General features: G+C 72.0%; 13 protein-coding genes. 9 read left to right on the forward strand and 4 right to left on the reverse strand.

The genetic code is table 11. The features are described 5' to 3' along the window. Positions 1 to 9: 9 nt before the first annotated feature. Entirely contained in the window at positions 10 to 1188 is a 1179-nt protein-coding gene (locus AB0J90_RS28755; RefSeq protein WP_363601090.1) for a nucleotide disphospho-sugar-binding domain-containing protein, read from the reverse strand. Positions 1189 to 1342: 154 nt separating this feature from the next. Between AB0J90_RS28755 and AB0J90_RS28760 the strand changes: the two genes are divergently transcribed. After that, positions 1343 to 2752, forward strand: a complete 1410-nt coding sequence (locus AB0J90_RS28760; protein WP_363601092.1) for a methyltransferase — start codon at positions 1343 to 1345, stop codon at positions 2750 to 2752. Positions 2753 to 2790: 38 nt separating this feature from the next. Here the strand turns inward: AB0J90_RS28760 and AB0J90_RS28765 are convergent, their stop codons facing one another. Next, positions 2791 to 6822, reverse strand: a complete 4032-nt coding sequence (locus tag AB0J90_RS28765; protein WP_363601094.1) for an amino acid adenylation domain-containing protein — start codon at positions 6820 to 6822, stop codon at positions 2791 to 2793. A gap of 531 nt (positions 6823 to 7353) precedes the next feature. Here AB0J90_RS28765 and AB0J90_RS28770 point away from each other — a divergent pair. From AB0J90_RS28770 to AB0J90_RS28800, 7 genes are all read left to right on the forward strand, one after another. Beyond that, positions 7354 to 8607: an MFS transporter gene (locus AB0J90_RS28770; RefSeq protein ID WP_363601096.1), complete on the forward strand. Its 1254-nt coding sequence runs from the start codon at positions 7354 to 7356 to the stop codon at positions 8605 to 8607. Next, positions 8604 to 17720 carry a MupA/Atu3671 family FMN-dependent luciferase-like monooxygenase gene (locus tag AB0J90_RS28775; RefSeq protein ID WP_363601098.1) on the forward strand — a complete coding sequence of 3039 codons (9117 nt, stop codon included), beginning with the start codon at positions 8604 to 8606 and terminating at the stop codon, positions 17718 to 17720. Before AB0J90_RS28770 ends, AB0J90_RS28775 begins: the two co-directional genes overlap by 4 nt. Further along, positions 17717 to 19204, forward strand: coding sequence for a condensation domain-containing protein (locus AB0J90_RS28780; RefSeq protein ID WP_363601100.1), 1488 nt, complete (start codon positions 17717 to 17719; stop codon positions 19202 to 19204). The genes AB0J90_RS28775 and AB0J90_RS28780 overlap by 4 nt, the downstream gene beginning before the upstream one ends. Positions 19205 to 19364: 160 nt before the next feature. After that, positions 19365 to 19787: a hypothetical protein gene (locus AB0J90_RS28785; protein WP_363601102.1), complete on the forward strand. Its 423-nt coding sequence runs from the start codon at positions 19365 to 19367 to the stop codon at positions 19785 to 19787. Between the two features lie 117 nt (positions 19788 to 19904). Beyond that, the gene (locus AB0J90_RS28790; RefSeq protein ID WP_363601104.1) at positions 19905 to 22268 is read left to right on the forward strand and encodes a metallophosphoesterase; all 2364 of its coding nucleotides are present in this window, start codon (positions 19905 to 19907) and stop codon (positions 22266 to 22268) included. 4 nt (positions 22269 to 22272) lie between these two features. Then, a complete protein-coding gene (locus AB0J90_RS28795; RefSeq protein ID WP_363601106.1) occupies positions 22273 to 22917 on the forward strand; it encodes an SLATT domain-containing protein in 645 nt (214 codons plus the stop codon). Positions 22918 to 23044: 127 nt separating this feature from the next. After that, entirely contained in the window at positions 23045 to 23635 is a 591-nt protein-coding gene (locus AB0J90_RS28800; protein WP_363601108.1) for a hypothetical protein, read from the forward strand. Between the two features lie 86 nt (positions 23636 to 23721). Here AB0J90_RS28800 and prfH read toward each other — a convergent pair whose 3' ends face one another. Beyond that, on the reverse strand, positions 23722 to 24342 hold the full coding sequence (gene prfH / locus AB0J90_RS28805) for a peptide chain release factor H (RefSeq protein ID WP_363601110.1): 621 nt from the start codon (positions 24340 to 24342) through the stop codon (positions 23722 to 23724). Beyond that, a complete protein-coding gene (locus AB0J90_RS28810) occupies positions 24339 to 25508 on the reverse strand; it encodes an RNA ligase RtcB family protein (RefSeq protein WP_363601258.1) in 1170 nt (389 codons plus the stop codon). Before AB0J90_RS28810 ends, prfH begins: the two co-directional genes overlap by 4 nt. A 243-nt stretch (positions 25509 to 25751) precedes the next feature. Here AB0J90_RS28810 and AB0J90_RS28815 point away from each other — a divergent pair, with 243 nt between their 5' ends. After that, positions 25752 to 26342 (forward strand): nucleotidyltransferase family protein, encoded by a 591-nt coding sequence (locus AB0J90_RS28815; RefSeq protein WP_363601112.1) that lies wholly within the window; start codon positions 25752 to 25754, stop codon positions 26340 to 26342. Positions 26343 to 26359 lie beyond the last annotated feature (17 nt).

A 26359-nucleotide genomic window follows, 5' to 3' on the forward strand; every position in this document is an offset into this window, starting at 1 on the left:
GGCCCGGCGTCACCTGGTGAACGAGCCGGTCAGCACTGTCTCCACCGCTTCGGCCGCGCGGACCGCACCGTCGCCCGCGGGTGGTGGCGGCACGGGTGGGCGATCCAGGACCGCACGCACCTCCTGCGCCACCGCCGTGGGCGTCCACCGTCCGTGCGCCAACGCCCGTCCGAGGCCCGACGCCGCGAGCCGGGCCGCGTTGTCCGGCCGGTCCATCCCGTCGGCCAGCAACACCTGGGGTGTACGGGCGGCGAGCGCCCGTGCGACCGTACCGATCCCGCCGTGGTGGACGACGGCGGCGACCCGCGACACCAGCGCCCGGAACGGCAGGTGGGGGAACCAGTGCGTGCCGGGCGGCAGCACCTCGGGCACCAGGTCCCGGTGGCGCACCACGAGCAGCGCGGGGTGGCCCAACTGGGCCAGCGCCGCCGTCGCGCACCGGTAGAAGTCCGGCTGCAACAGCCGGCCGGTGCCGCCGGTCACCAGCAGCGGCGGGACGTCGGCGCGCAGCAGTTCCTCCGCCTGCGCCGGCAGCCGTACCGGCTGGTTGTCGTCGCCGAGTACGAAGCCGGTCAGCAGCGTGCCGGCTGGTGCCGGATCACCGGCCTGGTCGAACCAGTCCGGCCACAGCCCGACGTAGGCGTCGGCCGACCACATCCACGCCGTCCAGTCCCGCACCGGACCGAGGCCGTGTACGGCACGCGCCGCGTCGATCCGGTCGGCGAGCACCTGTTCGTACAGCCACGCGACGCCGGGAAGCTTCATGAGCTGGAACGGCGACTGTGCCAGGCACACCACCGGGGCGCCGGTCACCTCCCCGGCGACGAGCACCGACTGCGCCGTCAGGGGTGCGCCGACCAGCACCGTGTTGCCCGGCCGGTGCCGGCGGACCAGCTCCGCGCACTCGAACCGGAGCTGGTCGGCCAGACCGGTACGGTCGAAGTGCTCGCGGAAGTCGGTGATGTCCTGGGAGTGCTGCTGTACGGCGGCGTCGGCGAGATGTTCCTCGTACTGCGCGAGCGTGTCCACGGCGACGAACCGCGCCCCGGCCGCCCGTACCGCATTCTGGTAGTAGGCGTGGGTCAGGATCGTCACGTCGTGGCCGCGGGCGAGCAGTTGCCGCCCGACCGCGACGAAGGGCAGCACGTCACCGTCGGTGCCGTGCACCACCATCAGCACCAGTGCCACGACCGGGAGTATCGCAGAACCGCACCGGCACACCAAGGGGTCGAACGAGAACCGTCAATGGTGGCGATGATATTGACGGCAACCTCGCGACGCTGACAGCATCACCCACGTAGATCCACCGACACCGCCGGCTCTCCCGAGGAGGTCGCTGCCCGTGGCCATCACTGTGTGCCTGCAGTACGACGACGTCGAGCACGCCAGCGGCTGGCTGCATCGGGTGTTCGGGGCGACCCAGCTGACCTGGCACGAGACCGACGGGCGGGTGAGCGAGGCCGAGCTCGAACTCGACGGCACCCCGCTGCTGCTGCGCCGCACCACCACAGGGGACGCCGTGGCACCGCCGGTGCAGGTGCCGCTGCTCGTCACGGTGGACGCGCTCGACACGGCGTACCGGCGGGTGGTCGCGGAGGGGTCGGCGGTGACCTGGGCGCCGGAGCCGGACCGCGACGGACACCGCGCCTTCACCACCACCGACCCGCAGGGATACCGGTGGACGGTGACCGAGGCGGCGGTGACGGACACCGACGCCGACCGTGTGCTCGGCACGCTGACCGACCTGTGCACGCCGTACGCCGTGCGGGTGCTCGCGACCCTGCGCGTGCCCGACCACATCGACGCGGGTGTGACCGCCCTCGAACCGCTCGCCTCGGCGTGCGGCGCGGACGCCGACGCGCTGGGCCGGCTGCTGCGGTACCTGGCCCACCGGGGCGTGGTGTCCGAGCCGGAGCCCGACGTGTTCACCCTGACCGGTGTCGGGCGGCTGCTCTGCGACCGGGGCGCCGCGGGGCAGCGGGACTGGCTCGACCTCGACGGCCTCGGTGCCCGGATGGACCTCGCCTACCGTGGGCTGCTGCACTCGGTGCGCACCGGCACCGCCGGCTACGAGCAGGTCCACGGCCGCACCTTCTGGGCCGACCTCGACGCCGAGCCTGCCCTGCGCGCCTACTTCGACGCGCTGATGATGAGCCAGCAGCACGTGACCGCACCCCAGGTCGCGGAGCTCTACGACTGGTCCGGCGCGGAGCACGTGGCGGACGTCGGCGGTGGCAGTGGCGCACTGCTGGCCGAGCTGCTGCACCGGCACTCGCATCTGCGCGGCACGTTCGTCGACCGGCCGATCGCCGCCGAGGCCGCCGCCCGGCGCTTCGCCGCCGAGGGTCTGGCCGAGCGGGTCACGATCGTCGCCGGGGACTTCTTCGGCCCGCTGCCCGGCGGTGCCGACGTCTACGTGGTCTCCCGTGCCCTCACCGACTGGAACGACCGGGACGCGAGCGCGATCCTGCGCCGGTGCGCCGATGCGGCCGGCGACGACGGCCGGGTGCTGGTGGTCGAGGTGCTGCCCACCGAGCCGTACGTCCCGTACCGGTCCCCGTTCGACCTGCAGATGCTCGCCGTCGTCGGTGGACGCGAACGCGGGCTCCCGGATTTCCGCGACATCGCCTCGGCCGTGGACCTCGACCTGACCACCGTGCTGCACGGACGCGCCGGGCTGACCCTGATGGAGTACGTCGCCGCCCGCAGCACCGAGCCGGCCACCGTCGGGGACGGTACGCGCGCCTCCTGACCGCCCCCCGCCCGCGCTGCCGCCGGGTACCGCCCCGCTCAGCGGTGCGCGGGAACCGGCAGCGCGCGGCGGTGGGCGGCGAGCAGCGGCCCGATCGTCGCCACCTCGTCCGGACGCATCATGTGTTCGTGCCGGCAGTCCACCTGCAGCTCGGTGATCCCGCCCCGGACGAAGGGGCGCCACTCGTCGACCGTCTGCAGGTTGACCGGCCGGCTCTGCATGGCGGTGAAGAACAGCAGGTCGCCGTCGAACGACTCGGGCCGGTACGCCCGGGCCGCCCGCATGTTACGCAGTGCCACCCGCAGCAGCCCGGCGATCCGGTCCGGGTTCCAGTCGGCCAGCGCGCCCGGGTGCCGCCGGATCACGTCGACCACGTCGGGCTCGGCGAGCGACTGCCCGTCGAGGATCGCCGGGTCGTAGCCGAAGTCGGACAGCACCACGTCGAGCAGCACCCGCCGGTGCTCGACGCTGTGCAGCACCGGGTCGCTCGGGTAGGCGTCCAGCAGCGCCAGCAACGGCACGTCGCGCCCCCGGCGGCGCAGTTCGACGGCGGTAGCCCAGGCGAGCAGGCCGCCCAGAGACCAGCCGAGCAGGTGACACGGCCCGTCCGGGCGCACCGTCTCGATCTCGTCGGCGAAGCCCTCGGCCATCTCCTGCAACGTCGGCTGCCGGTCGGCCACGACGGTGTCACCGGCCAGGCCGGGCGACTGCAGCCCGTAGACCGGGTGGCCGGCGTCGATGTGCCGCAGCAGCACCGAGTAGCACCAGCTCAGCCCGGTGACCGGCGGCAGGCAGAACAGCGGCACACCGTCGCCCCCGGTGCGCAGCGGCAGCACGACGTCGAGCGCGGTCGGTCTGCCGTCCGGCCCGTCGGCCGATACCGGTGCGGCCGTGGTGGTGTCGAGGTACGCGGCCAGCCCGGCGACCGTGGGATGTTCGAAGACCGCCCTCAGGTCGAGTTCCACCCCGACCACCGTACGCAGCCGTTTGGCGAGCCGGGCGGCACGCAGCGAGTGTCCACCGAGGTCGAAGAAGTTGTCGTCGACCCCGACCAGCGGCAGGTCGAGTGCCTCGGCGAACAGCCCGCAGAGCACCACCTCCCGATCGGTACGCGGGGTCCGTCCGGTCACCGTCGCGGCGAGGTCCGGCACCGGCAGCGCGGCCCGGTCGAGCTTGCCGTTGGAGGTCAACGGCAGCTCGGCCAGGACCTGGATCGTGGCCGGGACCATCGGCGCCGGCAGCCGCGAGGCGAGGTGCGTCCGCAGCGCCTCGGGGTCCGGTGGCGGGACCGCCGGAGCGGGGACCACGTACCCGGCCAGTCGTGTCTCCGTACCGGCGGTGTGCGCGACGACTGCGGCCTGCGACACCTGCGGATGCGTTGCCAGGCACGCCTCGATCTCGCCGGGCTCGATCCGGTGGCCGCGTACCTTCAGCTGGGTGTCGCTGCGTCCGACGAAGGCGAGCGTGCCGTCGGCCAGGTGTCGGGCCCGGTCGCCGGTACGGTACATCCGGCTGCCCGGCGGGCCGAACGGGTCGGGCAGGAACCGCTCGGCGGTCAGCGCCGGGCGGTGCAGGTAGCCGCGGGCCACCTGGACGCCGGCCAGGTACAGCTCGCCCTGCACGCCGACCGGCACCGGGCGACCGTCCGGATCGAGCACGTAGCAGCGGGTGTTGTGCAGCGGGCGGCCGATCGGCACCCCGTACACCGGGTCGTACGGCTCCGCGCAGTCGTGGTCGGTGACGGCGACGGTGACCTCCACCGGCCCGTACAGGTTGTGCAGCCCGGGCCCGAGTACGGCGTCGTAGCGGTCGGCGAGGTCGGTGGGCAGTACCTCGCCGATGCACAGGGTCAGGCGCAGCGAGTCGCACGAGGCGGTGCTCGGCTCGTCCAGGAACTCGCGCAGCATCGACGGTACGAACCCGGTGACGGTGACCCGCTCGGCCCGTACGACCTCGGCCAGGTACCGGGGGTCGCGGTGCCCGTCGGGGCGGGCGAGCACCGCGGTCGCACCGGCCAGCAGCGGTGAGAAGTACTCCCACACCGACACGTCGAACGTCGCCGGTGTCTTGACCAGCACCCGGTCGGCGGGACCGAATCCGAAGTGGTCGTGGGTCCACAGCAGTTGGTTGACCAGCGCCCGGTGCTCGACCAGCACGCCCTTGGGCCGACCGGTGGAGCCCGAGGTGTACAGCACGTACACCGGGTCGTCGGTGCGCGACTCGCGGCGTCGGTCGGCGTCGGTCGGGTTTTCGGCGGGCCGGCGGCGGATTGCCTCCACGGTGGCCGGGTCGTCCAGCACCAGTGGGCGGGGACCGGTGTCCGGCAGTCCGCTGAGCGACCGCTGGTCTGCCAGCAGCGCGGCTGGCCTCGCGTCGCGCAGCACGAAGGCCACCCGGTCGGGCGGGTACGAGCCGTCCAGCGGCAGGTAGGCCGCGCCCGCCTTGAGTACGGCCAGCAGCGCCACCACCTGTGCCGTACCGCGCGGCAGCGCCACCACGACGAGGTCGCCGGGCCCGACGCCGCGGCCGATCAGCTCGTGGGCGAGCCGGTTCGCGTGGGTGTGCAGTTGCCGGTAGGTGAGCGTGTCGTCCCCGGCCGGGGAGGTGTGCGGGTCGACGGTCGGTGCGCCGACGAGTGCCACCGCGTCCGGGGTGGCGGCGGCCTGCCGTTCCAGCAGCGTGACGAGCGTGCTGTCGGGTACGTCCCGGACGGCGCCCTGCCACTGCCGCAGTACGGTGCGCCGCTCCCGGTCGTCGAGCAGGTCGACGTCGCCGACCATGGTGCCGGGCTGCTCCGCCAGTTCCAGCAGCAGGCGTACGAAGCGGTCGTGGTGGGCGGTGACGTCGTCCTCGGTGTACAGGGTGGGGTTGGCGGCCACGTCGATGCGGACCCGGCCGCGGCGCTCGTCGCCGTGCGCGTCACCGTAGACGTCGAAGGAGATGTCCTCGATCGGCCCGGACTCCAGCACGTGCGCCACGGTGACGTGCCCGGCGACCGGTGCCTGGTAACCGAACGGCATCACGTTGACCGACGGGCCGAACGGGCGGTGGCCCTCGCCGCGCAGGCCGAGGTCGGCCCGCAGGTCCTCGAGCCGGTAGCGCTGGTGGCGCAGCACCTGGCGGACCTCGCGCGAGGCCGCCGCGAGCACGTCGGCGAAGGACATCGCCGGCCGTACCTCCAGGCGCAGCGGCAGCACCGTCATCATCATCCCGGGTGTCGCCTTGGCCAGCCGTCCCCACCGGCCGGTGACCGGGAATCCGAGTACGACGTCGGTGGCGCCGGTCATCCGGTGCACGTACACGGCGGCGGTGGCCACGATCGTGTCGGCCCAGGCGCTGCGGCCGACGGCGGCGCGCAGCCGCTCGACGTCGGCGGTGGGCAGGTCGACCCGGCGGCGCAGCACGTGGTGTGCGGCGCGGGCCGGGCGGTTCGACCGGCTGGAGAGGCTGAGCACCTCGGGCCGGTCCGCGAAGCGCTCCAGCCAGAACGCACGGTCGTCGGCGAACCGGGCCGATTCGCGGTACGCCTGCTCGTCGCGGCGGACCGTGGGCAGCGATCCGATCGTCGCCGGTGGCAGTGTCAGTCCGTCGGTCCACGCGGCGTACAGCTCCGCCAGCCGCCCGGCGATCAGCGCGAACGCGTAGGCGTCCAGCACGACGTGGTGGAAGCGCAGGTAGAACAGGTGCAGGCGGGGCGAGACGGTCAGCAGCGCGCTTCCCACCAGGTCGTCGGTGAACAGGTCGACCGGCTGGGCGAGGTCGGCCCGCATCCACCGCTGTGCCGCTTCGGCCGGATCCGGCTCGTCGCCGAGGTCCAGTACGGTGAGCGGCCGCGGCGGTTCGGCCGCGATGCGCTGCATCGGCTCGCCGCCGTCGTCGCCGAACCGGAGCCTGGCCGCCTCGGTCTCGGCCAGGGACCGGTGGGCCGCCTCGGCCAGGGCGGTGATGTCGACCGGCCCGTGGATCTCCAGATAGCCGCCGATGTTGAAGGCCGGGTTGTCCGGGTCGAGTTGCTGGGCGAACCAGACACCGGACTGTGCGGTCGACAGCGGTTGATAAGGATCGGACACGGTACTCCAGCCTGTCGTCATGCACGGCGTGCCGGCATCCGGTGACAATGGTCCGACGGCAATGACGGCATCGCCATTCAGACGATATTGACGGTACGGTCCGTTCGCGTCAACCCGTCATCGCCGTGACTCGGTTTCGAAATGAACGCGGAACGCGACTCGGGTCCGCAATGACCGGAGCCAATGGCGCCAGTGCCCGGAAGGTACGGAATCGGCGTGATGTCCGCAGCGGCCGGGCGGGGCCACGGGACATCCCATGCGACGGTTCGGACCCGACGGCACCCCGACCGGCGCGTACGGTGCCGGCGAATTACGGAGCGTCCAGGCCAAACGCCCACCCGGATGACTCTCCGAAGTGGACCTTGTCAACGTCCGGGCGGTCCCATACTCTGGCTCGCGGAAGTCGCCTAATCAAATGCGCGCCAACGGCGTCCGCCGGTCCTGGGGGCACAATTTGCCGCACAATTCATCCCCTGCTGATCGCGTCGAACGCCTGACGTCGACAACAATTGACGCACCCTTTTTCTGCCCGTGACGATCGCTGATCAGGGCGTCGGTCGTACGCGCGACGGGATGCGACACTTCCGGTTCCTGGTGGTGGGCAACGCGGTCTCCGCGTACGGCAGCTACCTGGACATGGTGGCGCTCAACCTGTTCGCGTACTCGCTGACCGGCAGCGCGTTGCAGACCGGGCTGCTCATGGCGCTGCGCCTGGCCACGAGCTTCCTCACCGGGTTCGGCGCCGGCAGCCTCGTCTCCCGGCTCGACCGCAAGCGGATCATGGTGGCGTCCGACGTCACCCAGGCACTCGTGCTCGTCGTACTGGTGCTCGCGCCGGCCACCACCCAGGCCGGGCTGCTGTACCTCGTCGCCGTCGTCACCGGTGCCGGAGCCACCCTCACCAACGTCGCGTTGCGCAGCAGCATCCCCGAGATCGTCGGCCAGGACCAGCGCGTACGGGCGAACGCGCTGCTCGCCACCGGCCGTTCCATCGCGATGGTGGCGGGATTCGCCTCGGCCGGCGTACTCATCTCCACGGTCGGTTACTCGGGCGCGTTCCTCATCGACGCCGGGGCGTTCCTCTTCTCGGCCGCGAACCTGGCCCGACTGCCGATCACCACCCGCGGCACCGGGGCAGGAGCCGGGCCGGGCGGGGCGGAGAAACCACCGGGGGTGCTGGCCGCACAGCTCACCGCCCTGCGTTACCTGCGGCTCACCCCGATCCTGCTCGCCCTGATCAGCCTGCGCGCCATCGACGCGTTCGGGTCGGCGTCGCACAACGTCGGCCTGCCGGTGCTCTCCACCGCGCTCGACCCGGAGCATCCGGCCGCGTTCGTGTCGCAGTTCTGGGCCACCTGGGCGATCGGCAACATCGTCGCCCAGCGACTCGTCGCCGGCTGGTCCAGCCGTACCGGGCGGAGCATCGACGAGCGCGCGTTCGCGCTCGGCGCCGCGCTCATGTCGGCCGCCTTCATCCTCACCTTCACCGCACCGCCGCTGCCACTGGCCATCGTGGTCGCCACCATCGCCGGGATAGCGGACGGCTTCACCGAGATCGCGTACACCACCCGGTTGCAGGCGGCCCCCGACGAGCAGCGCGGCTACGTCTTCGGCTTCTCCGCCATGGCGGAGAACCTCGGCTTCGGTGTCGGCATGGTGGCCTGCGCGTTCCTGCTGGAGCGGCTCACCCCGCTGAGCGTGGTAGGCACGTTCCACGGGCTCGCGGTGCTGCTGGCCCTGGTGATGGTGGCCGCGCTCTCGATCCGGCGGAGGCCGACAACATGAGGGACACCACCCGCGGCAGCACCGACGACCGGCGGATCGCGATCATCGGCATGGCGTTCCGGCTGCCCGGCGCGGACACCCCCGAGACCTACTGGCGCAACATCCGCGACGGCGTGACCAGCGTACGGAGGTTCAGCCCGGAGGAGTTGGCCGGCGCCGGAATCCCGCAACGGGTACGTGAGTCACCCGACTTCGTGGGCGTGAGCGGGGTGCTCGACGACATCGACTCGTTCGACGCGGAGTTCTTCGGGATGAGCCCGCAGGAGGCGCGCACCGTCGACCCGCAGCACCGCCTGTTCCTGGAAACCTGCTACCACGCCCTGGAGAACGGCGGGTACGCGGCGACCCGGCCGGACGTACGGGTCGGGATCTTCGCGGGCGTCGGCTACCACCTGTACCCGCTCAACACGTACCTGCGCAACAACCTGGGCGAGGCCCGCTGGGAGGGCGACTTCGCCTCCGCGTTCCAGGTCGCGGTGGGCAACTTCAACGACTTCGCCGCGACCCGGGTCGCGTACCGGCTCGGGCTCACCGGCCCGGCGATCACGGTGCAGACCGGCTGTTCGACCTCGCTGGTCGCGGTGCACCTGGCCGGTCAGGCGCTGCTCGCGGGCGACGCCGACCTGGCCCTGGCCGGCGCGTCGGCGGTGCACACCCCGCAGATCCTCGGTTACCGCCACGTCAAGGGCACGATCCTGTCCCGCTCCGGCCGGTGCCGCGCGTTCGACGCGTCGTCGGACGGCACCGTCGGCGGCAACGGGGTCGCTGCGGTGCTGCTCAAGCGGTACGACCGCGCGGTGGCCGACGGCGACACCATCCACGCGGTGATCCTGGGCAGCGGCGTCAACAACGACGGCGCCTCGAAGATGAGCTACCTCGCGCCGAGCGCGACCGGGCAGCGGGGCGCGATCCTGCGCGCGTTCGACGTGGCCGGGGTCCCGCCCGACACCATCGGCTACCTGGAAACCCACGGCACCGGCACCTACAAGGGCGACCCGATCGAGTTCGACGGCATGACCTCGGCGTACCGCCAACGCACCGACCGGACCGGGTACTGCGCGATCGGCTCGGCCAAGCCCGCCATCGGGCACCTGGACGCCTGCGCCGGTCTGGCCGGCCTGCTCAAGACGGTGCTGGTACTCAAGCACGGGCAGATTCCGCCGCTGGTCGGCTTCGAGCGGCCCAACCCGGCGCTGGACCTGGCAACCAGCCCGTTCTACATCCCCACCGAGGCGCGACCCTGGCCCGACCTGCCCGGCCCGCGACGGGCCGGGGTGACCTCACTCGCGGTCGGCGGCACCAACGTGCACATGATCCTCGAAGCAGCACCGTCACCGTCACCGGCGGTGTCGCCGTCGGCCTGGTCGACGCGGCCCGGGGCACCGGCCGGGCAGGCGCCGCCGGAGTCGGCCGCCCCCGTGCCGCTGCCGCTGTCCGCGGACCACCCGGAGAGTCTGCGTACGCTCGCCGGCCGGTTCCGGGACCACCTCCGCGCCGACCCCGCGCTCGACCTGGACAACCTGGTCACCACCGCCGCGACCGGCCGCCCGCACCTGCGGCACCGGCTCGTCGTGACCGGTGCGACCCCGGCAGCCCTCGCGGACGCACTGGACAGCTACCTCGCCGCGCCGGAGCAGCAGCGCACGAACCGGGTCGCGGTCGCGGGCCCGGTGCCGGCCGGGGGAGCCACACCCGTCTTCGTGTACGGCGGACAGGGCACCCCGTACGCCGGTCCGGCCGGACCGCTCTACCGTCGTTACCCGCAGTTCCGGGCCGTGCTCGACGAGTGCGAGGCGTACCAGCGCCAGACCGGCGGGCCGTCGCTGCTGACCCCGCTGCTCGGCAACGGCGCGGGGGAGTCTCCCACCGCCGACGGCCCGGTGTGGGAGACCGACGTGGCCCAGCCGGCGCTGTTCGCGTTCCAGACCGCGCTGACCCGACTGTGGCGCTCGTTCGGGGTGACACCGCACCTCGTCGCCGGCCACAGCGTCGGCGAATACGCGGCCCTGGCCGCGGCCGGCGCACTGTCGATCGAGGACGGGCTGCGGCTCACCGGACTGCGCGGGCGGCTGATGCGGGAGTACACCGCACCGGGCGGCATGGTCGCGGTCTTCGCCGCCCGGCCGGCGGTCGACGCGTTGCTCGCCGACGACCGGCGGCTCGGCCTCGCCGCGATCAACGCGGCCGAGAACCACGTGGTCGCCGGGCCGGTCGAGGCGGTCGACGCGGCCTGCCGCCGGCTGGACGAACGGGGGCTGCGCTGGCACCGGCTCGCCGTCAACCGCGCCTTCCACACGTCCCTGCTCGACCCGATCCTCGCCCCGCTCGGCGAGGTGCTCGACACGGTCCCGCTCGCGCCCCTCGACCTGCCGCTGGTCAGCGGCGTGGACGGGACCGTACTGCCGGTCGGGCACCGGGTGGATGCGTCGTATCTGGTCCGGCAGACGCGGGAGGCGGTCCGGTTCGACCTGGTCGCGGCGGCGCTCGCGGTGGCCGGTGACGGTTCGGCCGCCGGTCCGGTGCTGGAACTCAGCCCGCATCCGAGCCTGGTCGGGCTGCTCAGGCCGGCGCTGCCCGGATCACCGGTGCTCGCCGCCCACCGTCGGGGCACCGGGCTCGACCAGCACTTCGAGGCGGTCGCCCGGCTGCACGTACACGGGGTCGTCCTGGACTGGGCCACCCTGCTCGGCCCCGGTGCCGGGCGCCGGGTGCCGTTGCCTGCCTATCCGTTCCGACGACGGGTCCACTGGACCGGACCGCCGCTGGCCCGTACCGACCCTGGAGGCGTGATGGTTGACGTTGACACCGGCCGCGACACCCGGACCGCCGCGCCCACCGTGCCGGAGCTGGATCCGGTGGTCGAGCGGGTACGCGAGATCAGCGCCCGGCACCTCGGCTGCGCCCCGGCCGACATCGAACTCGACCGCCCGTTCTTCCAGATGGGCGCCGACTCCCTCGCGATGATCAACGCGCTGCGGGAGTTCGAGGGCGAGTTCGGCGTACGGCTGGCGATGCGGGAGCTGTTCGAGGAGGCGGACACCCCGCGCAAGTTGTCCCGCCTGATCCTGTCCCGCCGCGTGCCGGTGGTCACCCCGGCAGCCGCCCCGGCGGTGCGGGCACCCGTCGCGCAGGCGCCGGCCGCTGTGGTCGTACCCGAGATGACGCAACCGGCTGCGGCGCCGCGGCCCTCGGCGGTGGCCGAGGTGCACGGGCCGAGGGTGACCGTGGCGCACGGCGCCGGGCAGGCCGGCGGTGTCTCCACCGACGGCCAACGGGCCCACGTGGAGGAACTGCGCCGCCAGTTCGTCGCCAAGACACGGCGTTCGAAGGAGATCGCCCAGCACTACCGGGGCGTGCTGGCGGACAGCCGGGCCGTGGTCGGCTTCCGCAGCGCCACCAAGGAGATGCTCTACCCGATCGCCGGCCAGCGCGCGAAGGGCGCGTGGCTGGAGGACGTGGACGGCAACCGCTACCTCGACATCACCATGGGCTTCGGCGTGCTGCTGTTCGGCCACGAGCCGGATTTCGTCGCGGACGCGGTACGCGAGCACCTGTCCCGTGGCATCCAGCTCGGCCCGCGCAGCGTCGACACCGGCGAGGCGGCCGCCCTGCTCAGCGAGCTGACCGGGATGCAACGGGTGGCGTTTGCGAACTCGGGCACCGAGGCGAACTCCGCCGCGATCCGACTCGCCCGGGCGGCCACCGGGCGCGACAAGATCGTCATGTTCCACGGGTCGTACCACGGGCACGCCGACAACGTGCTCGGCCGCTCGGTCGGCAGCGGCGCGGACCGGACCACCGTCGCCGTCTCCACCGGCATCCCGGCCAGCGCCGTCGCCGACCTGGTCGTGCTCGACTACGGCACGCCGGATGCCCTGGAGACGATCGAGTCGCTCGGCGACCGGCTGGCCGCCGTGATCGTCGAGCCGGTGCAGAGCCGCCACCCCACCCTCCAGCCGGCCCAGTTCCTGCACCGGCTGCGCGACATCACCCGGCGGTACGGCATCGTGCTCATGTTCGACGAGATGCTGACCGGATTCCGGCCGCACCCGCGCGGCGCCCAGGGCCTGTTCGGTGTGACCCCGGACCTCGCCACGTACGGCAAGCTGCTCGGCGGCGGCTTCCCGATCGGGGCGATCGCCGGACGGGCCGACATCATGGACGGCGTCGACGGCGGGTTCTGGCGGTACGGCGACAACAGTCGACCCGAGCGCGAGACGACCTTCTTCGGCGGCACCTACATCCAGCACCCGGTGTCGATGGTGGCGGCCCGTGCCGTACTGACCCGGCTGAAGGAGCAGAGCCCACACCTTCAGCACGCCCTGAACGGTCGGACCGACCGGTTGGTGGGCACCTTGAACGCGTTCTTCGAGGAGGACGAGTACCCGGTACGGCTCGGCCACTTCGGGTCGCAGTTCCGCTTCGAACACCGGGCCGACCTCGAACTGCTCTACCACCACCTGCTGCTCAAGGGCGTGTACGTCTGGGAGTGGCGTAACTTCTTCCTCTCCACCGAACACACCGACGACGACGTGGACACGGTGATCGGCGCGGTCCAGCGCTCGCTTCGGGAGATGCGCGCGGCGGGTTTCCTCACCCGTACCCAGGCCGTCGCCGTACCCGCGTCCGCGCCGGTGCCGGCGGTGTCCGTCCCGCGCGTCGCGGCCGAACCCGTATCGAAGGTCGAGCCGTCGGTGCGCACGGCGCAACCGGTGGAGCGGGCGGCGCCGGAGTTCAGCGTGTACTTCTTCGGGGACTACCCGGCGCAGGCAGAGGACCCGTACGAGTCGATCGTCGAAACCGCCCGGTACGCGGACGAGCACGGGTTCCACGCCGTGTGGATCCCCGAGCGGCACTTCCACTCCTTCGGCGGGGTGTTCCCCAACCCGGTCGTGCTGGCCGCCGCGCTGGCCCGGGAGACGAGCCGGATCCGACTCCACGCCGGATCGGTGGTGCTGCCGCTGCACGACCCGATCCGGGTCGCCGAGGAATGGTCCATGGTGGACCGCCTCTCCGGCGGACGGGTCGGTATCGGCTGCGCGCCGGGGTGGCACGCGGGCGACTTCGTGCTCGCCCCGGAGAACTTCGGACCGCACCGCGAGGTGATGTACAGCCACCTCGACCAGGTACGACGCCTGTGGCGGGGCGAGCCGGTGCGGCGCCGCTCCGGCACCGGCGAGACCATCGAGGTACGCACCCTGCCCCGCCCCGTACAGGCGACGCCGCCGATGTTCGTCGCGGTCGTCGGCAACCCGGAGTCGTACCAGCGTGCCGCCGAGCACGACCTCGGCATCGTCACGAACCTGATGAGCCAGTCGGTGGAGCAGTTGGCCGACAACATCGTGCGGTACCGCAAGACCCGGGCCGCGAACGGGCTCGACCCGCAGGGCGGCCGGGTGGTCGTACTCGTGCACACGTATCTCGGCGAGGACGCGCGGCGGGCCCGGTCCGAGGCGTACGAGCCGCTGCGGGCGTACATGCGCTCGTCGCTTTCGTTGTTCGGGCAGCTGACGAACAGCCTCGGTTTCCAGGTGGACCTCGACGGCGCCCGTGAGGAGGACCTGGACTACGTGTTCCAGCGCGCCTACGAGCGGTACTGCGAGTCCCGCGCGCTGATCGGTTCGCCGCAGGAGGCCCAGGGTCTGATCGACGCGCTCGCCGCGGCGGGCGTCGACGAGGTGGCCGCGCTGGTCGACTTCGGGGTGCGGCCCGAGCAGTTGCGGGCGGGCCTGCCGCAGCTCGACCACCTGCGCGCCCACTATCACGAAACGGACTCCGCGCCGCCCACCCCGGTCGCCGTCACGACGTCGGCGCCGGTGCAGGTGCACGACCGGTTCACCCGGCCGGAACCGGAGGTCGGTCCGGACCGGTCGGGGCCGCTGTCGCGCGGGCAGTCGCGGATGTGGTTCCTCGAACGCTTGAATCCGGGTCAGGGCGCCTACAACGAGCCGACCGCCGTACGCCTCGACGGGCGGCTGGACGTGCCGGCGCTGCACGCCGCGCTCGTCCGGTTGGTGGCTCGCCACGGTGCGCTGCGTACCGTGTTCCGGGAGCGGGACGGCGATCCGGTGCAGATCGTGCTCGGGCGGGGCACGCTGGACTTCGCCGTCGAGGAACACGCCGGCCGGGACGAGGACGAGGCCGTACGGGCGGCGCTGGCCGTCGAGAGCCGGCGCGCGTTCGACCTGGCCACCGGCCCGCTGTTCGTGAGCCGGCTGCTGCGCTGGTCGGACGAGCGGCATGTGCTGGTGCTCTCGTTCCACCACATAGTGGTCGACGCGACCTCCGCGGCCGTGCTGGCCCGGGACCTGTCCGCGCTGTACCGGGCGGAGCTGACCGGGCAGCCGGCGACCCTGCCTGACGTGCCGCTGGACTGCCTGGACCTGGCCCGCCGGGAGGCAGCCGACGACCAGCCCGCCGACAACGGCCAGGCCGACAACGGCCACGCCGGGCTGGGCTACTGGCGGGAGCGGCTGGCCGGGGAACTGCCGGTGCTGGACCTGCCGACGGACCGCCCGCGTCCCACCGTGCAGACCGGCAACGGCGGTTCGGTGCGACGCACGCTCGACCCGGAACTGTCCGAACGGTTGCGGCGGCTCGGGGCCGAACACCGGTCCACGCTGTTCATGACCATGCTGGCCGGGTACGCCGCCACGCTGCGCCGGTTCACCCGTACCGACGACCTGGTCGTGGGTACGCCGGTGTCGGTCCGGCCGACCGGTGCCGAGCAGGTGGTCGGGTTCTTCCTCAACACGATCGCGCTGCGGCTGGACCTCTCCGGTGATCCGACCTTCGCCGACCTGCTCGGGCGGGTACGCGGCACCGCGCTGGACGGCTACGACCACGCCCACATCCCGCTCGACTCGGTGGTACGCGCGGTGGACCCGGTACGCGACACCGGCCGGAACCCGATCTTCCAAACCATGATCGAGTTCGAGAACGACGACGCGTTCGCCTTCGACCTGCCCGGCGTGAGCGCCCGTACGCTGGAGCACCGGGCCGAGCGTGCCCTGGCCGACCTGAGCTTCTACGTGACCAACCACGCCGACGGGATCAACTGCCGACTGGAGTACAACACCGACCTGTTCGACCGCGGCAGCGTCGAGCGGTGGCTCGCGTACCTGGTCGCGACCCTGGAGGCGGCCGCCCGCGACCCGCGTACGCCGATCTCGGCGCTGGTCGGCGTCATCGACGCAGACCGCGACAAGCTGGTCCAGTGGGGTACCGGCCGGCGCCGCGAGCTGCCGCAGGGCTGCCTGCACGACGCGGTACGGCACTGGGCGCAGCGGACACCGCAGAGCGTGGCGGTGATCGGCGGCGGCAGCGTGCTGACGTACCGCCAGCTCGACGAGCGGGCGGCGGTGCTCGCGGACAGGTTGGCCCGGCTCGGTGTCGCGGCCGGCGAGATCGTGGCGCTGTGGCTGCCCCGGTCGCCGGAGTTCATCGTGGCCACGCTGGCCGTGCTGCGTACGGGTGCGGCGTACCTGCCGATGGATCCGCTGCTCAACAACCAGCAGGTGCACTTCATGCTCTCCGACAGCGGGGCCAGGGTGGTGCTGGCCACGGAGGGCAACGAGCCGCCGGACCTGCCCGACGGAGTCCGCCCGCTGTACGTCGATGCCGAGGTCGACGAGGCCACCGTGCGCGGTGCCCTGACCCGGGTGGCGGACGACCCGGACGCGCCCTGTTACGTGATCTACACGTCCGGTTCGACCGGCAAGCCGAAGGGCGCGGTCATCACCCACCGCAGCGTGCTGAACCTGTGCCGGTGGTACCACGACAAGCTGGAGCTGACCGCCGCCGACCGCGGGGCCGCCGTCTGCGGGCAGAGTTTCGACGCCTCCGTGCTGGAGATCTGGCCGACGTTCATGGCCGGCGCCAGCCTGGCGATCGCCGACGACGCGGTGCGGCTGGACTCGATGGCGCTCGCCCGCTGGATGCGTACCGCCGGGGTGACCGTGGCGATGCTGCCGACACCGATCGGCGAGGGGCTGCTCTCGCTGCCCGTCGCGGCCCAGCCACGACTGCGCCACCTGGCCGTCGGCGGCCAGCAGCTTCGCGTACGCCCGCATCCCGACCTGCCGTACGTGCTGCACAACATCTACGGGCCGACCGAGACGACGGTTGTCGTGGTGGTGGACGTGGTGGCCGATGCGTCGAGTGCGTCCGCCGGCCCGATCCCGATCGGCCGTCCCCTGGACAACATCCACGTCGAGGTACGCGACCAGCGGGGCAACCTGGCACCGCTCGGTGCGGTGGGGGAGTTGTTCATCGGCGGTGCCGGGGTGGGGCGCGGGTACCTGAACCGGCCCGAGCTGACCGCGGAACGGTTCGTGGAGGATCCGGGCGGCGGGCCGGGTGCCCGCTTCTACCGCACCGGCGACCTGGTCCGGTGGACCACCGAGGGGGTGCTCGTCTTCCTCGGCCGCGCCGACGACCAGGTCAAGATCCGGGGCAACCGGGTCGAGCCAGGGGAGGCGTCGGCGGTGCTGCGCGGGCTGGACCTGGTCGCCGACGGCATCGTGGTGGCCCGTCGGGACCACAACGGGGACGCGTACCTCGCCGGCTACGTGGTGCCGGCGCCGGGCGTACCGCACGACGGGATAGCCGACCGCCTGGTGGCGTCGATGGCCCGCCAACTGCCGGACGTGCTGATCCCAAGGGTGTGGGCGCTGCTGCCGGTGCTGCCGCAGACCGGCAACAACAAGTACGACCAGGCGAGCCTGCCGGAACCGACCATCCGTACCGGCATGCCCGACCCCACCCGGCCCACACCCGCGGCGGCACCGCAGCCCCGGCCGGCGCCGCTGCCGCTGCCACCGCCGCCGGTCGCCGAGGTCGACGACGTCGAGGAGACCGTACGGGCACTCTGGGCCGCCGAACTCGACCGGGACCCGGCGGGAATCGAGGACGGGTCCTCCTTCTTCACCCTCGGCGGGCACTCGATCAACGCCCTGCGCCTGCTCAACCGGGTACGCGAGACGACCGGCATCGAGTACCCGGCGCTGGATTTCTTCCGCGCACCGACCGTGGCCGCCATGGTCGAACGGCTGCGCCGGCACTCCACACCCGACGCACCGGCCCACACCGGCCGGGTACGGGGCACGCTGTGACCTTCGAGGAGGTGCTGGAGTACGTCGCCGTCAGCGACGTACGACTCACCGGTGTCGACGGCACACTGCGCTACGACGCCCCGGCGGCGGCGCTGACTCCGGAGCTGGTGACGGCGCTGCGGTCGTACAAGGGCGAGATCTTGCGTTGGCTGGCCGGCCCGGCCGACGAGCGTGAGGTGACGCGGGCGCCGCTGTCGGCCCAGCAGAACCGGATGATGGAGAACGTCGAGCGGACCGGGAACTCCAGCGGCTGGAACGTGGGGCTGCGCCTGGAACTGGTCGGTGAGCTGGACGTCGCGGCGCTCGCCGCCGCCGTCGACGGGCTGCTCGCCCGGCACCACGCGCTGCGGGCCCGGTTGGGACGCGACGGCGACACCCGGATCCAGCGGATCCTCGCCCACCGCCCGGCCCCGCTGCCGGTTGTCGACCTGACCGCGCTGCCGGGCGACGAGGCACAGGTGCGGGCCGAGGCGGCGTGCCGCGCGGTGGTGGAGCCGGCGTTCAACCTGGCCGACGAGGCGCCGGTACGCTACGCGCTGGTCCGCCTCGACCACGAGGAGTCCTGGCTGGTCCTGGTCGTGCACCACATCGCCTGCGACGGCTGGGCCGTCTCGGTGCTGCTGCGTGACCTGGCCGCCGGCTACCGCAGCGCACACACCGGGGGTACGGCCGACTTCGGGCCGCCGGCCGCGCAGTGCACCGGGTACGCCCGCTGGCAGCGTGACCAGTGGGACGAGCCGACCCGGCGCCGACGGCTCGCCCACTGGGCCGAGCATCTCGGCAACGGGCCGCTCACCCTGGACCTGCCGTTCGACGGCCCCGCCCCGGACCGGCCCACCGGCCGCGCCGCCACCCACCGGTTCGTGATCCCGGACCGGGCACGGCTCTCCGCCCAGGCGCTCGCCCGTGCCCGGGGTGCCACCGTGAACGCGGTGACGGCCGCCGCGATGGCGCTCCTGCTCTCCCGGCTCAGCGGCCAGCCGGACGTGACGCTCTCGGTGCCGCACGCCAACCGCTCGCCCCGGGCGTACGAGGAGGCGGTTGCCGTGATGACCACGGCACTGCCGCTGCGGATCCGTACGGCCGCCGCCGCGACGTTCGCCGAACTCGTCGACCAGACCGCCGCCAGCCTCTTCGCCGGCATCGACAACCTGCTGCCCACCGCCTGGATCTACAGGCAGTTCCTCGGGCCGTCCGGTGGTGGCATGCCGGCCGGGGTGATGGTCAGCTTCGCCTTCCAGAACACCCTGGACATGCGCCTCGACCTGCCCGACCTCACCGTACGGGTGCAGGACGTGCCGACCGACGCCGAACGGGGTGCGCTGATGTTCGGCCTGGTGCCCCACCCGGACCGGCTCGACGGCTATCTCGAATACCCGTTGGACCGGCTCACCGACGAGACCGCCCGTCGATGGGTTGCTCGATACGTCGACCTGCTCGCCGACGCCTGCGCCGACCCGGACCGGCCCCTCCGCGACGCCTGATCTCGGGGTTATGGCGACCGGGGAGGACCCTTCGAGGTGGAACGTCGCCCGTCGTCGACCTCGACAGGATCGCCGGAGAGCGCGTGGCATCGCACCGACCCGCGCCAGGGCATCGGATAGCCTGTGTGCGTGCAGGAGGCGGTGTTCCGGGGCGGGCCCGATGGCTGACGCCGACGACGTCCGTCGGCTGGCACTGGCGCTGCCGCACGTGGTCGAGATCGACAGCGCCGGCTTCGACTTCCGGGTCGCCAACCAGGGCTTCGTCTGGTCCTACCCCGAACGCAGACCCGGTAAGGCACGTGTCATCCGTACCGACATCGCCGTGCTGTACGTCGGCGACGAAGCGGAGAAGCAGGCGCTGCTCCTCGGCGAGCCCGAGATCTTCTTCACCACACCCACGTACGACGGCATGCCGCTGGTGCTACTGCGGCTGGCGCAGGTGGACGTCGACCGTCTGACGGAACTCGTCACCGACGCCTGGCGCATGTGCGCCCCGGACTCGATGACCGGCGACCTCGACGATCGCGCCGATCCGATCAGTGCCGATCCGATCAGTGCCGATCCGCGCGGAGCCGATCGGTAGTCCGGGGCGATTCGGTCTCCGGTCCCGTTCGGCCACCGCATCCTCGAACCGGCGTACGTCATTCGGATGTCGATTCGGCTATCGATCGGGGTGTGGCCCGCTGAGTACGATTGCGACGTGAAGCTGAAGACGTTGTTCGTGATCATGCCATTCGGCATCCGTCCCCTGGAGGACGGGACAGAGCACGACTTCGACGCCTTCTATCTGCGGATCTTGAAACCGATCGCGCAGGATGCCGGGTTCGACGTACTCCGGGTCGACGAGGTCGTCCAGGCGGGCAATGTCACCCACCAGGCGATGCAGTCGCTCTACCAGGCCGACCTGGTGGTCGCCGACGTCAGCGTGCCGAACAGCAACGTCTACTACGAACTCGGCGTACGTCAGGCACTCTCCTCCGGCGGCACGATCCTGGTCGCCGCGGCCGGGACGATCCTGCCGTTCGACATCAGCAACCAGCGCATCCACTTCTACGAGCGGGACTTCGCCGCCGACGCCCAGTTCGCCGAGCGCTACCGGGACGCGCTGGGGGTGAGCTTCCGCCCCGCCAACAACCCCGTCCACAACGCACTCAGCGCGCTCGGCGTCGCGCCGGACCCGCAGGCGTCGCGGGCCGCGTTCGAGCGGGAGTTCGACGCGAAGCTGTCCCGGGCCGACCGCGACGAGCAACTCGTCGCGCTCTGGAGCTGGACCAGGCAGTTCGCCAACGTGCCCACCTCGGCCCTGCTCGCGCTGGCCGAGCGGCTGGCCAAGGTGGAGGACTGGGCCCGCGCCGCCGAGGTGCTGCAGGCCGCCTTCCCGGCCGCCCAGGGCGACTACGAGGTGCACCGGCAGCGCGGCTTCTACCTCCGCAAGAGCGGCGACTTCCAGGGCGGTGCGGCCGAACTGGAACAGGCTTTGCGGCTGAATCCGAACGATCCGGAAACCTTGGGAATTCTGGGTGGAACGGCGAAACGCCAGAACAGGTATTCCGATGCCTTGGACTATTATTCCAGCGCTTCCCGGATCGCACCGGGAAGTCTTTATCTCCGCGTCGCGTACGCGGGCATGCTGATTCTCGCCGAGCCGGCTCGGCTCGCCGAAGCGCAGCGGCTCTACGACGGGCTGCGCACGTTCGTCGACGAGACGGAGACGCTGGTCGGCGACTACTGGGCGGATCTGGTCTCGGCCGAGGCGCACTTCGTGCTGGGCGACTTCGACCGTGCCATCGGCAGGGCCCAGGACGCCATCCGCAACGGGGCGTCGCCGGCCGACGCGGGCTCCACCGCGGAGCAGATCCGGATGCTCGGCGCGGCCGGAGTCCACCCCGCGGAGGCGGCCGATTTCGCCCGTTGGCTCACCCAGGCCGCCCGGGCCCGCGCCCGGGGCGTCGCGGCGGTCGAGCCGTTCGCGCCGGTCCGCCGCCCCCACCTGATCTTCCACATCTCCGACGTGCACTTCGGACCGTCCGGGATCAAGGACAGCGCCCACGCCCCGGCGAGCATGCACCGGTTCAACCCCGACCAGAACACACTGCCCCTGCACGAGGAGCTGGCCGGCGAGTTCCTGGCCGCGATGAAACGGGAGAAGTGCGCGGCGAGGGACGTCACGATCGTCTTGTCGGGCGACATGGCGTACACCGGCCAGCCCGCCGAGCTGGCCATGGTGCACGATTTCCTGGCGGCGCTGTGCGCGGCGGTCGGGCTGGAGCACGGCCAGGTGGTCCTGGTGCCCGGAAACCACGACATCGACTGGACGGCACCCAAGCACGACCTGGGTCGACGGTTCGACAACTACCTGTCGTTCGCCCGCAAGTTCTACGGCAAGCAGCGCTTCCAGGAGCTGTTCCCGCTGGTCACGTGGAACTTCGAGATCGGCGACAAACGACCCGAGCCGAACGAGCTGATCTATTTCAGCCGCCAGGGTCCCTGCACGTTCGTCGGCCTGAACTCCTGCATCTTCGAAGACGACCAGAACCACTACGGGTACGTGGGGCTGCGCCAGCTCAACGCCGTCCAGCGCTGGCTGCGGGACAACGCCGAGGGCGACAACGCCGACGACGACGGCATCCGGGTGGCGGTCATGCACCACCACCTGCACCCGTACCCCGAGGCACTGGGCCCGGCCAGGACGGCGGACAACATCGTGATGGACATGTCCACCGTGCGTGACGCCGGCATCGTCGAGCAGCGCCTGTCCCGGATGGGGTTCTCGCTGCTGTTGCACGGTCACAAGCACAAGCCGCAACTGCGCGAGTCGTCGGTGCTCAACCGCGACGAGAGTACGGTGCACGCCGGCCGGTCACTGATCGTCTCCGGCTGCGGCAGCACCGGCGTCGCCGAGAGCGGACTGGAGCACAACCAGTCCAACCATTTCGCCATCCTCAAGGTGCTGCGCAACCGCCGCGAGCCCGGTGCCGACTTCCTCCAGGTCGAGTGGCGCGAGATGGCGTTGCAGGCGGGCGCCGAGTGGGTGTCCAGCGCCCGCTGGATCATCAAGGGCTGAGCCGGTGTCCCGCAAGCGCCCCAATGGCGCCCCCCTGCCGCGCAACCTCAGCTATCCGACGTTGACGACCGACACCGCGGCTGCCGAGCGGGACACCTTGATCGCGCTGTTCGGCTGGGCGGAGGAGCGTACCCAGCTCACCATCGACTGGTACCTGTGGCGCAAGACGAGCCGGGCCCGCTGGTCCAAGGCGTGCCGTGGTGCGGCCATCCTGCTCGGTGTCGGGGGCGGGGTCGTCCCGCTGTTGCATGCGGCCTGGCCGGGCGGACCCGGCCCCGAGTGGGGTTTCGTGCTGCTCGCCGTCGCCGGTGGGTTTGTGCTGGCCGACCGGATCTTCGGTTTCAGTTCGTCCTGGACGAGGTTCATGCGTACCCAGGCCACCCTCCAGACCGATCTGGCCAGGGCCCAGGCCCGCTTCCTGAGCTGGCGGGGCGCCCTGCCGGACGGCGCCACCGTCCCGCCGGACGCCGCCGCCGAGGTGATCGCCATCGCCAGCGAACTGATCGAGAAGACGACCACGGTGGTGTTCCAGGAGACGGCGTCCTGGGCGGACGACCTGGCCGTGCAGATCGAGCAGGCCAATGCCCGGCTCGTGCTCGGTCCGCAGAGCACGCCCACCTCCGCAGGCTCGGCTTCACCCCCGAACTGAAACGGTCACGCGGTAGGCAGCGGCAGCCGCGCGCGACGCTGAGGCGACCGTGACGCCACCCTGACTGCTCGGTGCGACTGTCGCCGTGGGCCGCAGAGCGCGGTTCGGGAGACAGGGAGCAGACGTCATGGTTGTATCGGGAAAACGCAGGCTGTTGGTGGTTCCGGCGTTGGCGGCGCTGGTGCTCACGGCGATGGTGGTGGGCCGCGCGGACGCGGCGGTCGGCCCGGGCGGGGCCGCGGTGGACCAGGCCCTGGTGGAGCCCGGGGACGTCTACCGCTGCGAAGGCAAGACGCAGCTGCGCGCCGTGGTTCTCACCAAGATCGCGCCCACCACCATCGGTGAGACCGGCGGGGTGTTCGTACCGCTGACCGACGCGTCCATCTCGGTCGCCGGGCCGGCGGCCGCCGCCAGCACCGACCAGGTGATCGTGACCTTCACCGGCGAGGCGCTGCTGACCGGCCAGCCCAACGTGCTGGCCCCCGTCGTCGACGCGGTGCAGGTCCGGATCCTGGTCAACGGTGCGCCGCTGCCGCCCGGGGCGGTCGCCTTCACCACCGATGCCGGGCAGTCCGACGCCCTCCAGGCGTGCGCGACGGTGACCGGACCCGGCCCGCACGTCGTGACCGTGCAGTGGAGACTGTTCGACTTCGCGAACAACAGTGCCCTGACCGGAACGCTGCGTACCTGGGAGCTGCACGTCGAGCAGAACGACTGACCCACCCCCCGATTCCGGCGGATGACCCGGCACTTGGCCGGGTCATCCGCGCGACCGGCGGATCCGGGCACGAGGACGGCCCGGACTCAGCCGGCGGGTGCGGGGCGTTCGACGCGGGTCGGGTTGCCGCGTACGAGGCCGTCGTGGATGCGCCAGCGGGCAGCGGTGACGGCCTGCTCCGCCAGCTCGTCGCCGTGCTCGATGCGCTGTTGCAGCAACCGCATCGCAGTACGGCGATTGAGGCTGAACTGCCGCTCGGTGTCGACCACGACGACGATGCCCGAGGGGCGGTGGGTCGCCCGTACCGCCGTGCTGACCTTGTTCCGGTGTTGACCACCGGGGCCGCCGGTACGGCAGGCGACGATGTCGACATCCTTCTCGGTGAAGGTCGTCCGCGGGTTGTCGACCAGGCATGGTTGCGCGGTGACGTACCAGTTCTTGCGGCTGCTGCTGGTCCGGTAGGGGCTGGGGGCCTGCCAGCACAGGGTCCCGGTCCAGGAGGCGGCGAACGCCTCGGCGCCGGATCCGTCGATCCGGACCAGGGCCGATCGGTGGGTGTCGGGCCGGTCACCGGGAACGACCTCCACCCGACGTACCTCCAGGTTCTGCCGGGCGGCGTCGGATTCCAGGCGTTGCAGCAGTCGGGCCAGCGCCCAGGCACACTCCTGCGGGCCACGTCCGGCGGACAGCAACAGGTGGACGCTCACGACCGGCCGCCCCTGCGCCGGTGCTCCCGACGGTCCCGACGGGTCGTCGACCCGAGGTCCGCCGTCTTGTACGTGACCAGGGGAACCGTGGTGGCCACCGGAGTGGCCAGGTCGTGCTCGACGAGATCGGCGATCACCTGCTCGATCCGCTTGTACGCGGTCGGAGCCTCCTCGAGGAGCAGCTGCCGGTCTCCGCACACCACCAGCGACCCCACCGGCGTACGGCGCAACTCCTCGACCGTGTGCTTGGCCCGTCCGCGGCGCAGTGCGTCGGCGCGCGACATCTTGCGGCCGGCGCCGTGTGCCACCGAATGGTTGGCCTCCGGCCCGGCATGGGCGGCCACGAGGTAGGAGGGCGTGCCTCGGGTACCGGCGATCAGCACGTCCCGGCCGTCACCCGGCGCCGCACCCTTGCGGTGCAGGTAGACGCCGTCGCGGACCTCGACCAGGTTGTGGCACTGGTCGACGATCGGCTCGGTCGGCTCGGCGCCCAGGGCGCGGGCGACCCGGGCCGCCATCAGCCGCCGGTTGAGCGCACCCCAGCGTACGGCGTCGTCGTGCATCGCCAGGTACGCGGCGGGATCGGGGGCCGGACCCGCGCCGTGGACCTCGGTGTGTGCGCGCAGGATCCGCTCGCCCAGCCCCCGGGATCCGCTGTGGACGATCAGGACCAGGTCGCCCCCGGTGAGTCCGAGCCGGTTCGCGTGGTCCGGCTCGAACACGGTCTCGATCCGGGCCAGCTCGACGAAGTGGTTGCCCCGACCGACGGTGCCGAGACCCTCGACGTGACCGGCGGGAATGTCTCCCTCCAGAACGGACCAGGCCGGGTCGTCGGCATCCTGCTCGGGGTCCAGCGCGCGGTCGAGGTCGGGGAACCGGGCGGCCAGCTTCGCCGGTACGGCGCGCTTGAGCTTGATCGGGAACACGGCGATCCCGCAACCGATGTCGGAGCCGACCAGGAACGGGTACAGCACGGTCGACGCCATGGCCGCGCCGATCGGGGCGCCCTTGCCGGGGTGCAGGTCCGGCATGGCGGCGACGTGGATCATGCCGTCGAAGGCGGCCACCTGGTGGCACTGCGCGACGGCGTCGGACTCGATCCAGCTCGTGGACGAGGCGAAGACGGTGACGGTGGCCGCAGCCGTGGCCAGGGTCGACAGCGGCAGGGAACCCTGCCGGGAGGGTGACGCAGACACAGACGCTCTCTTCAGGGAAAGAAGGGGTGGGGGCGGACGGCAGCACGGCGCGGGCCGGCGCGGTCGAGCCTCGGAGTATCTGGAGGTTGTCCGTCAGAACGTCATGGCCACCACGGTCCCCGAGCCGGCCGCGCGCGGCAAGCGGTTTTCCCGGGCCGGGGTTCGCCCGCGTCGCGATGTCGTGGGCGCGGGCGGTGCCGATAACGTACGGAGATGCTGAGCCGTCCGACGGACGAGGACCGACTGCGCGACATCGTCCGGTCCTGTGACTGGCTGGTACAGGTCCTCGTGACGGTACGCGAGAGCGGTCTGCCGGATGCGTGGGTTGGGGCCGGCACGATCCGCGACCTCGTCTGGGGCGAGTGCTACGGGTCGGGCTTCCGCCCGGAGCAGGTACGGGACGTGGACGTCGCGTACTTCGATCCCGGCAACCTCGGCCGCGAGGGCGACGACCACGCGACCGAGGTGCTCCATCGGGCCTGGCCGCAGGTGCCGTGGGAAGCCCGTAACCAGGCGGCCGTGCACACCTGGTACGGCCGCAAGTTCGGCGGTGGCCCGGTCAGCCCGCTGCGGAGCATCGCCGATGCGGTCGGCACCTGGCCCGAGACCGCCACCTCGGTAGCGGTTCGTCTGGACGCCGCGGAGGTGATCGAGGTCTGCGCCCCGGTGGGCCTGTCCGATCTGCTGGCCGGGGTGTGGCGACGCAATCCTCGACGGGCCAGCCTGGAGGTGTCCCGTGCCCGGCTGGCCCGCCACCGGCCGGCCGAGCGGTGGCCGGCGGTACGGGTGATCCCACCTACCTGAGCGTCGACCGCCCCGGA

The organism is Micromonospora sp. NPDC049523 (assembly GCF_040676775.1).
GTDB lineage: Bacteria > Actinomycetota > Actinomycetes > Mycobacteriales > Micromonosporaceae > Micromonospora_G.

What these genes read in the sequence shown, in the direction of transcription:
- AB0J90_RS28775 (WP_363601098.1), top strand. Translation starts at nt 8,604, where the DNA reads ATGAGGGACACCACCCGCGGCAGCACCGACGACCGGCGGATCGCGATC.
- AB0J90_RS28785 (WP_363601102.1), top strand. Translation starts at nt 19,365, where the DNA reads ATGGCTGACGCCGACGACGTCCGTCGGCTGGCACTGGCGCTGCCGCAC.
- AB0J90_RS28800 (WP_363601108.1), top strand. Translation starts at nt 23,045, where the DNA reads ATGGTTGTATCGGGAAAACGCAGGCTGTTGGTGGTTCCGGCGTTGGCG.
- AB0J90_RS28815 (WP_363601112.1), top strand. Translation starts at nt 25,752, where the DNA reads ATGCTGAGCCGTCCGACGGACGAGGACCGACTGCGCGACATCGTCCGG.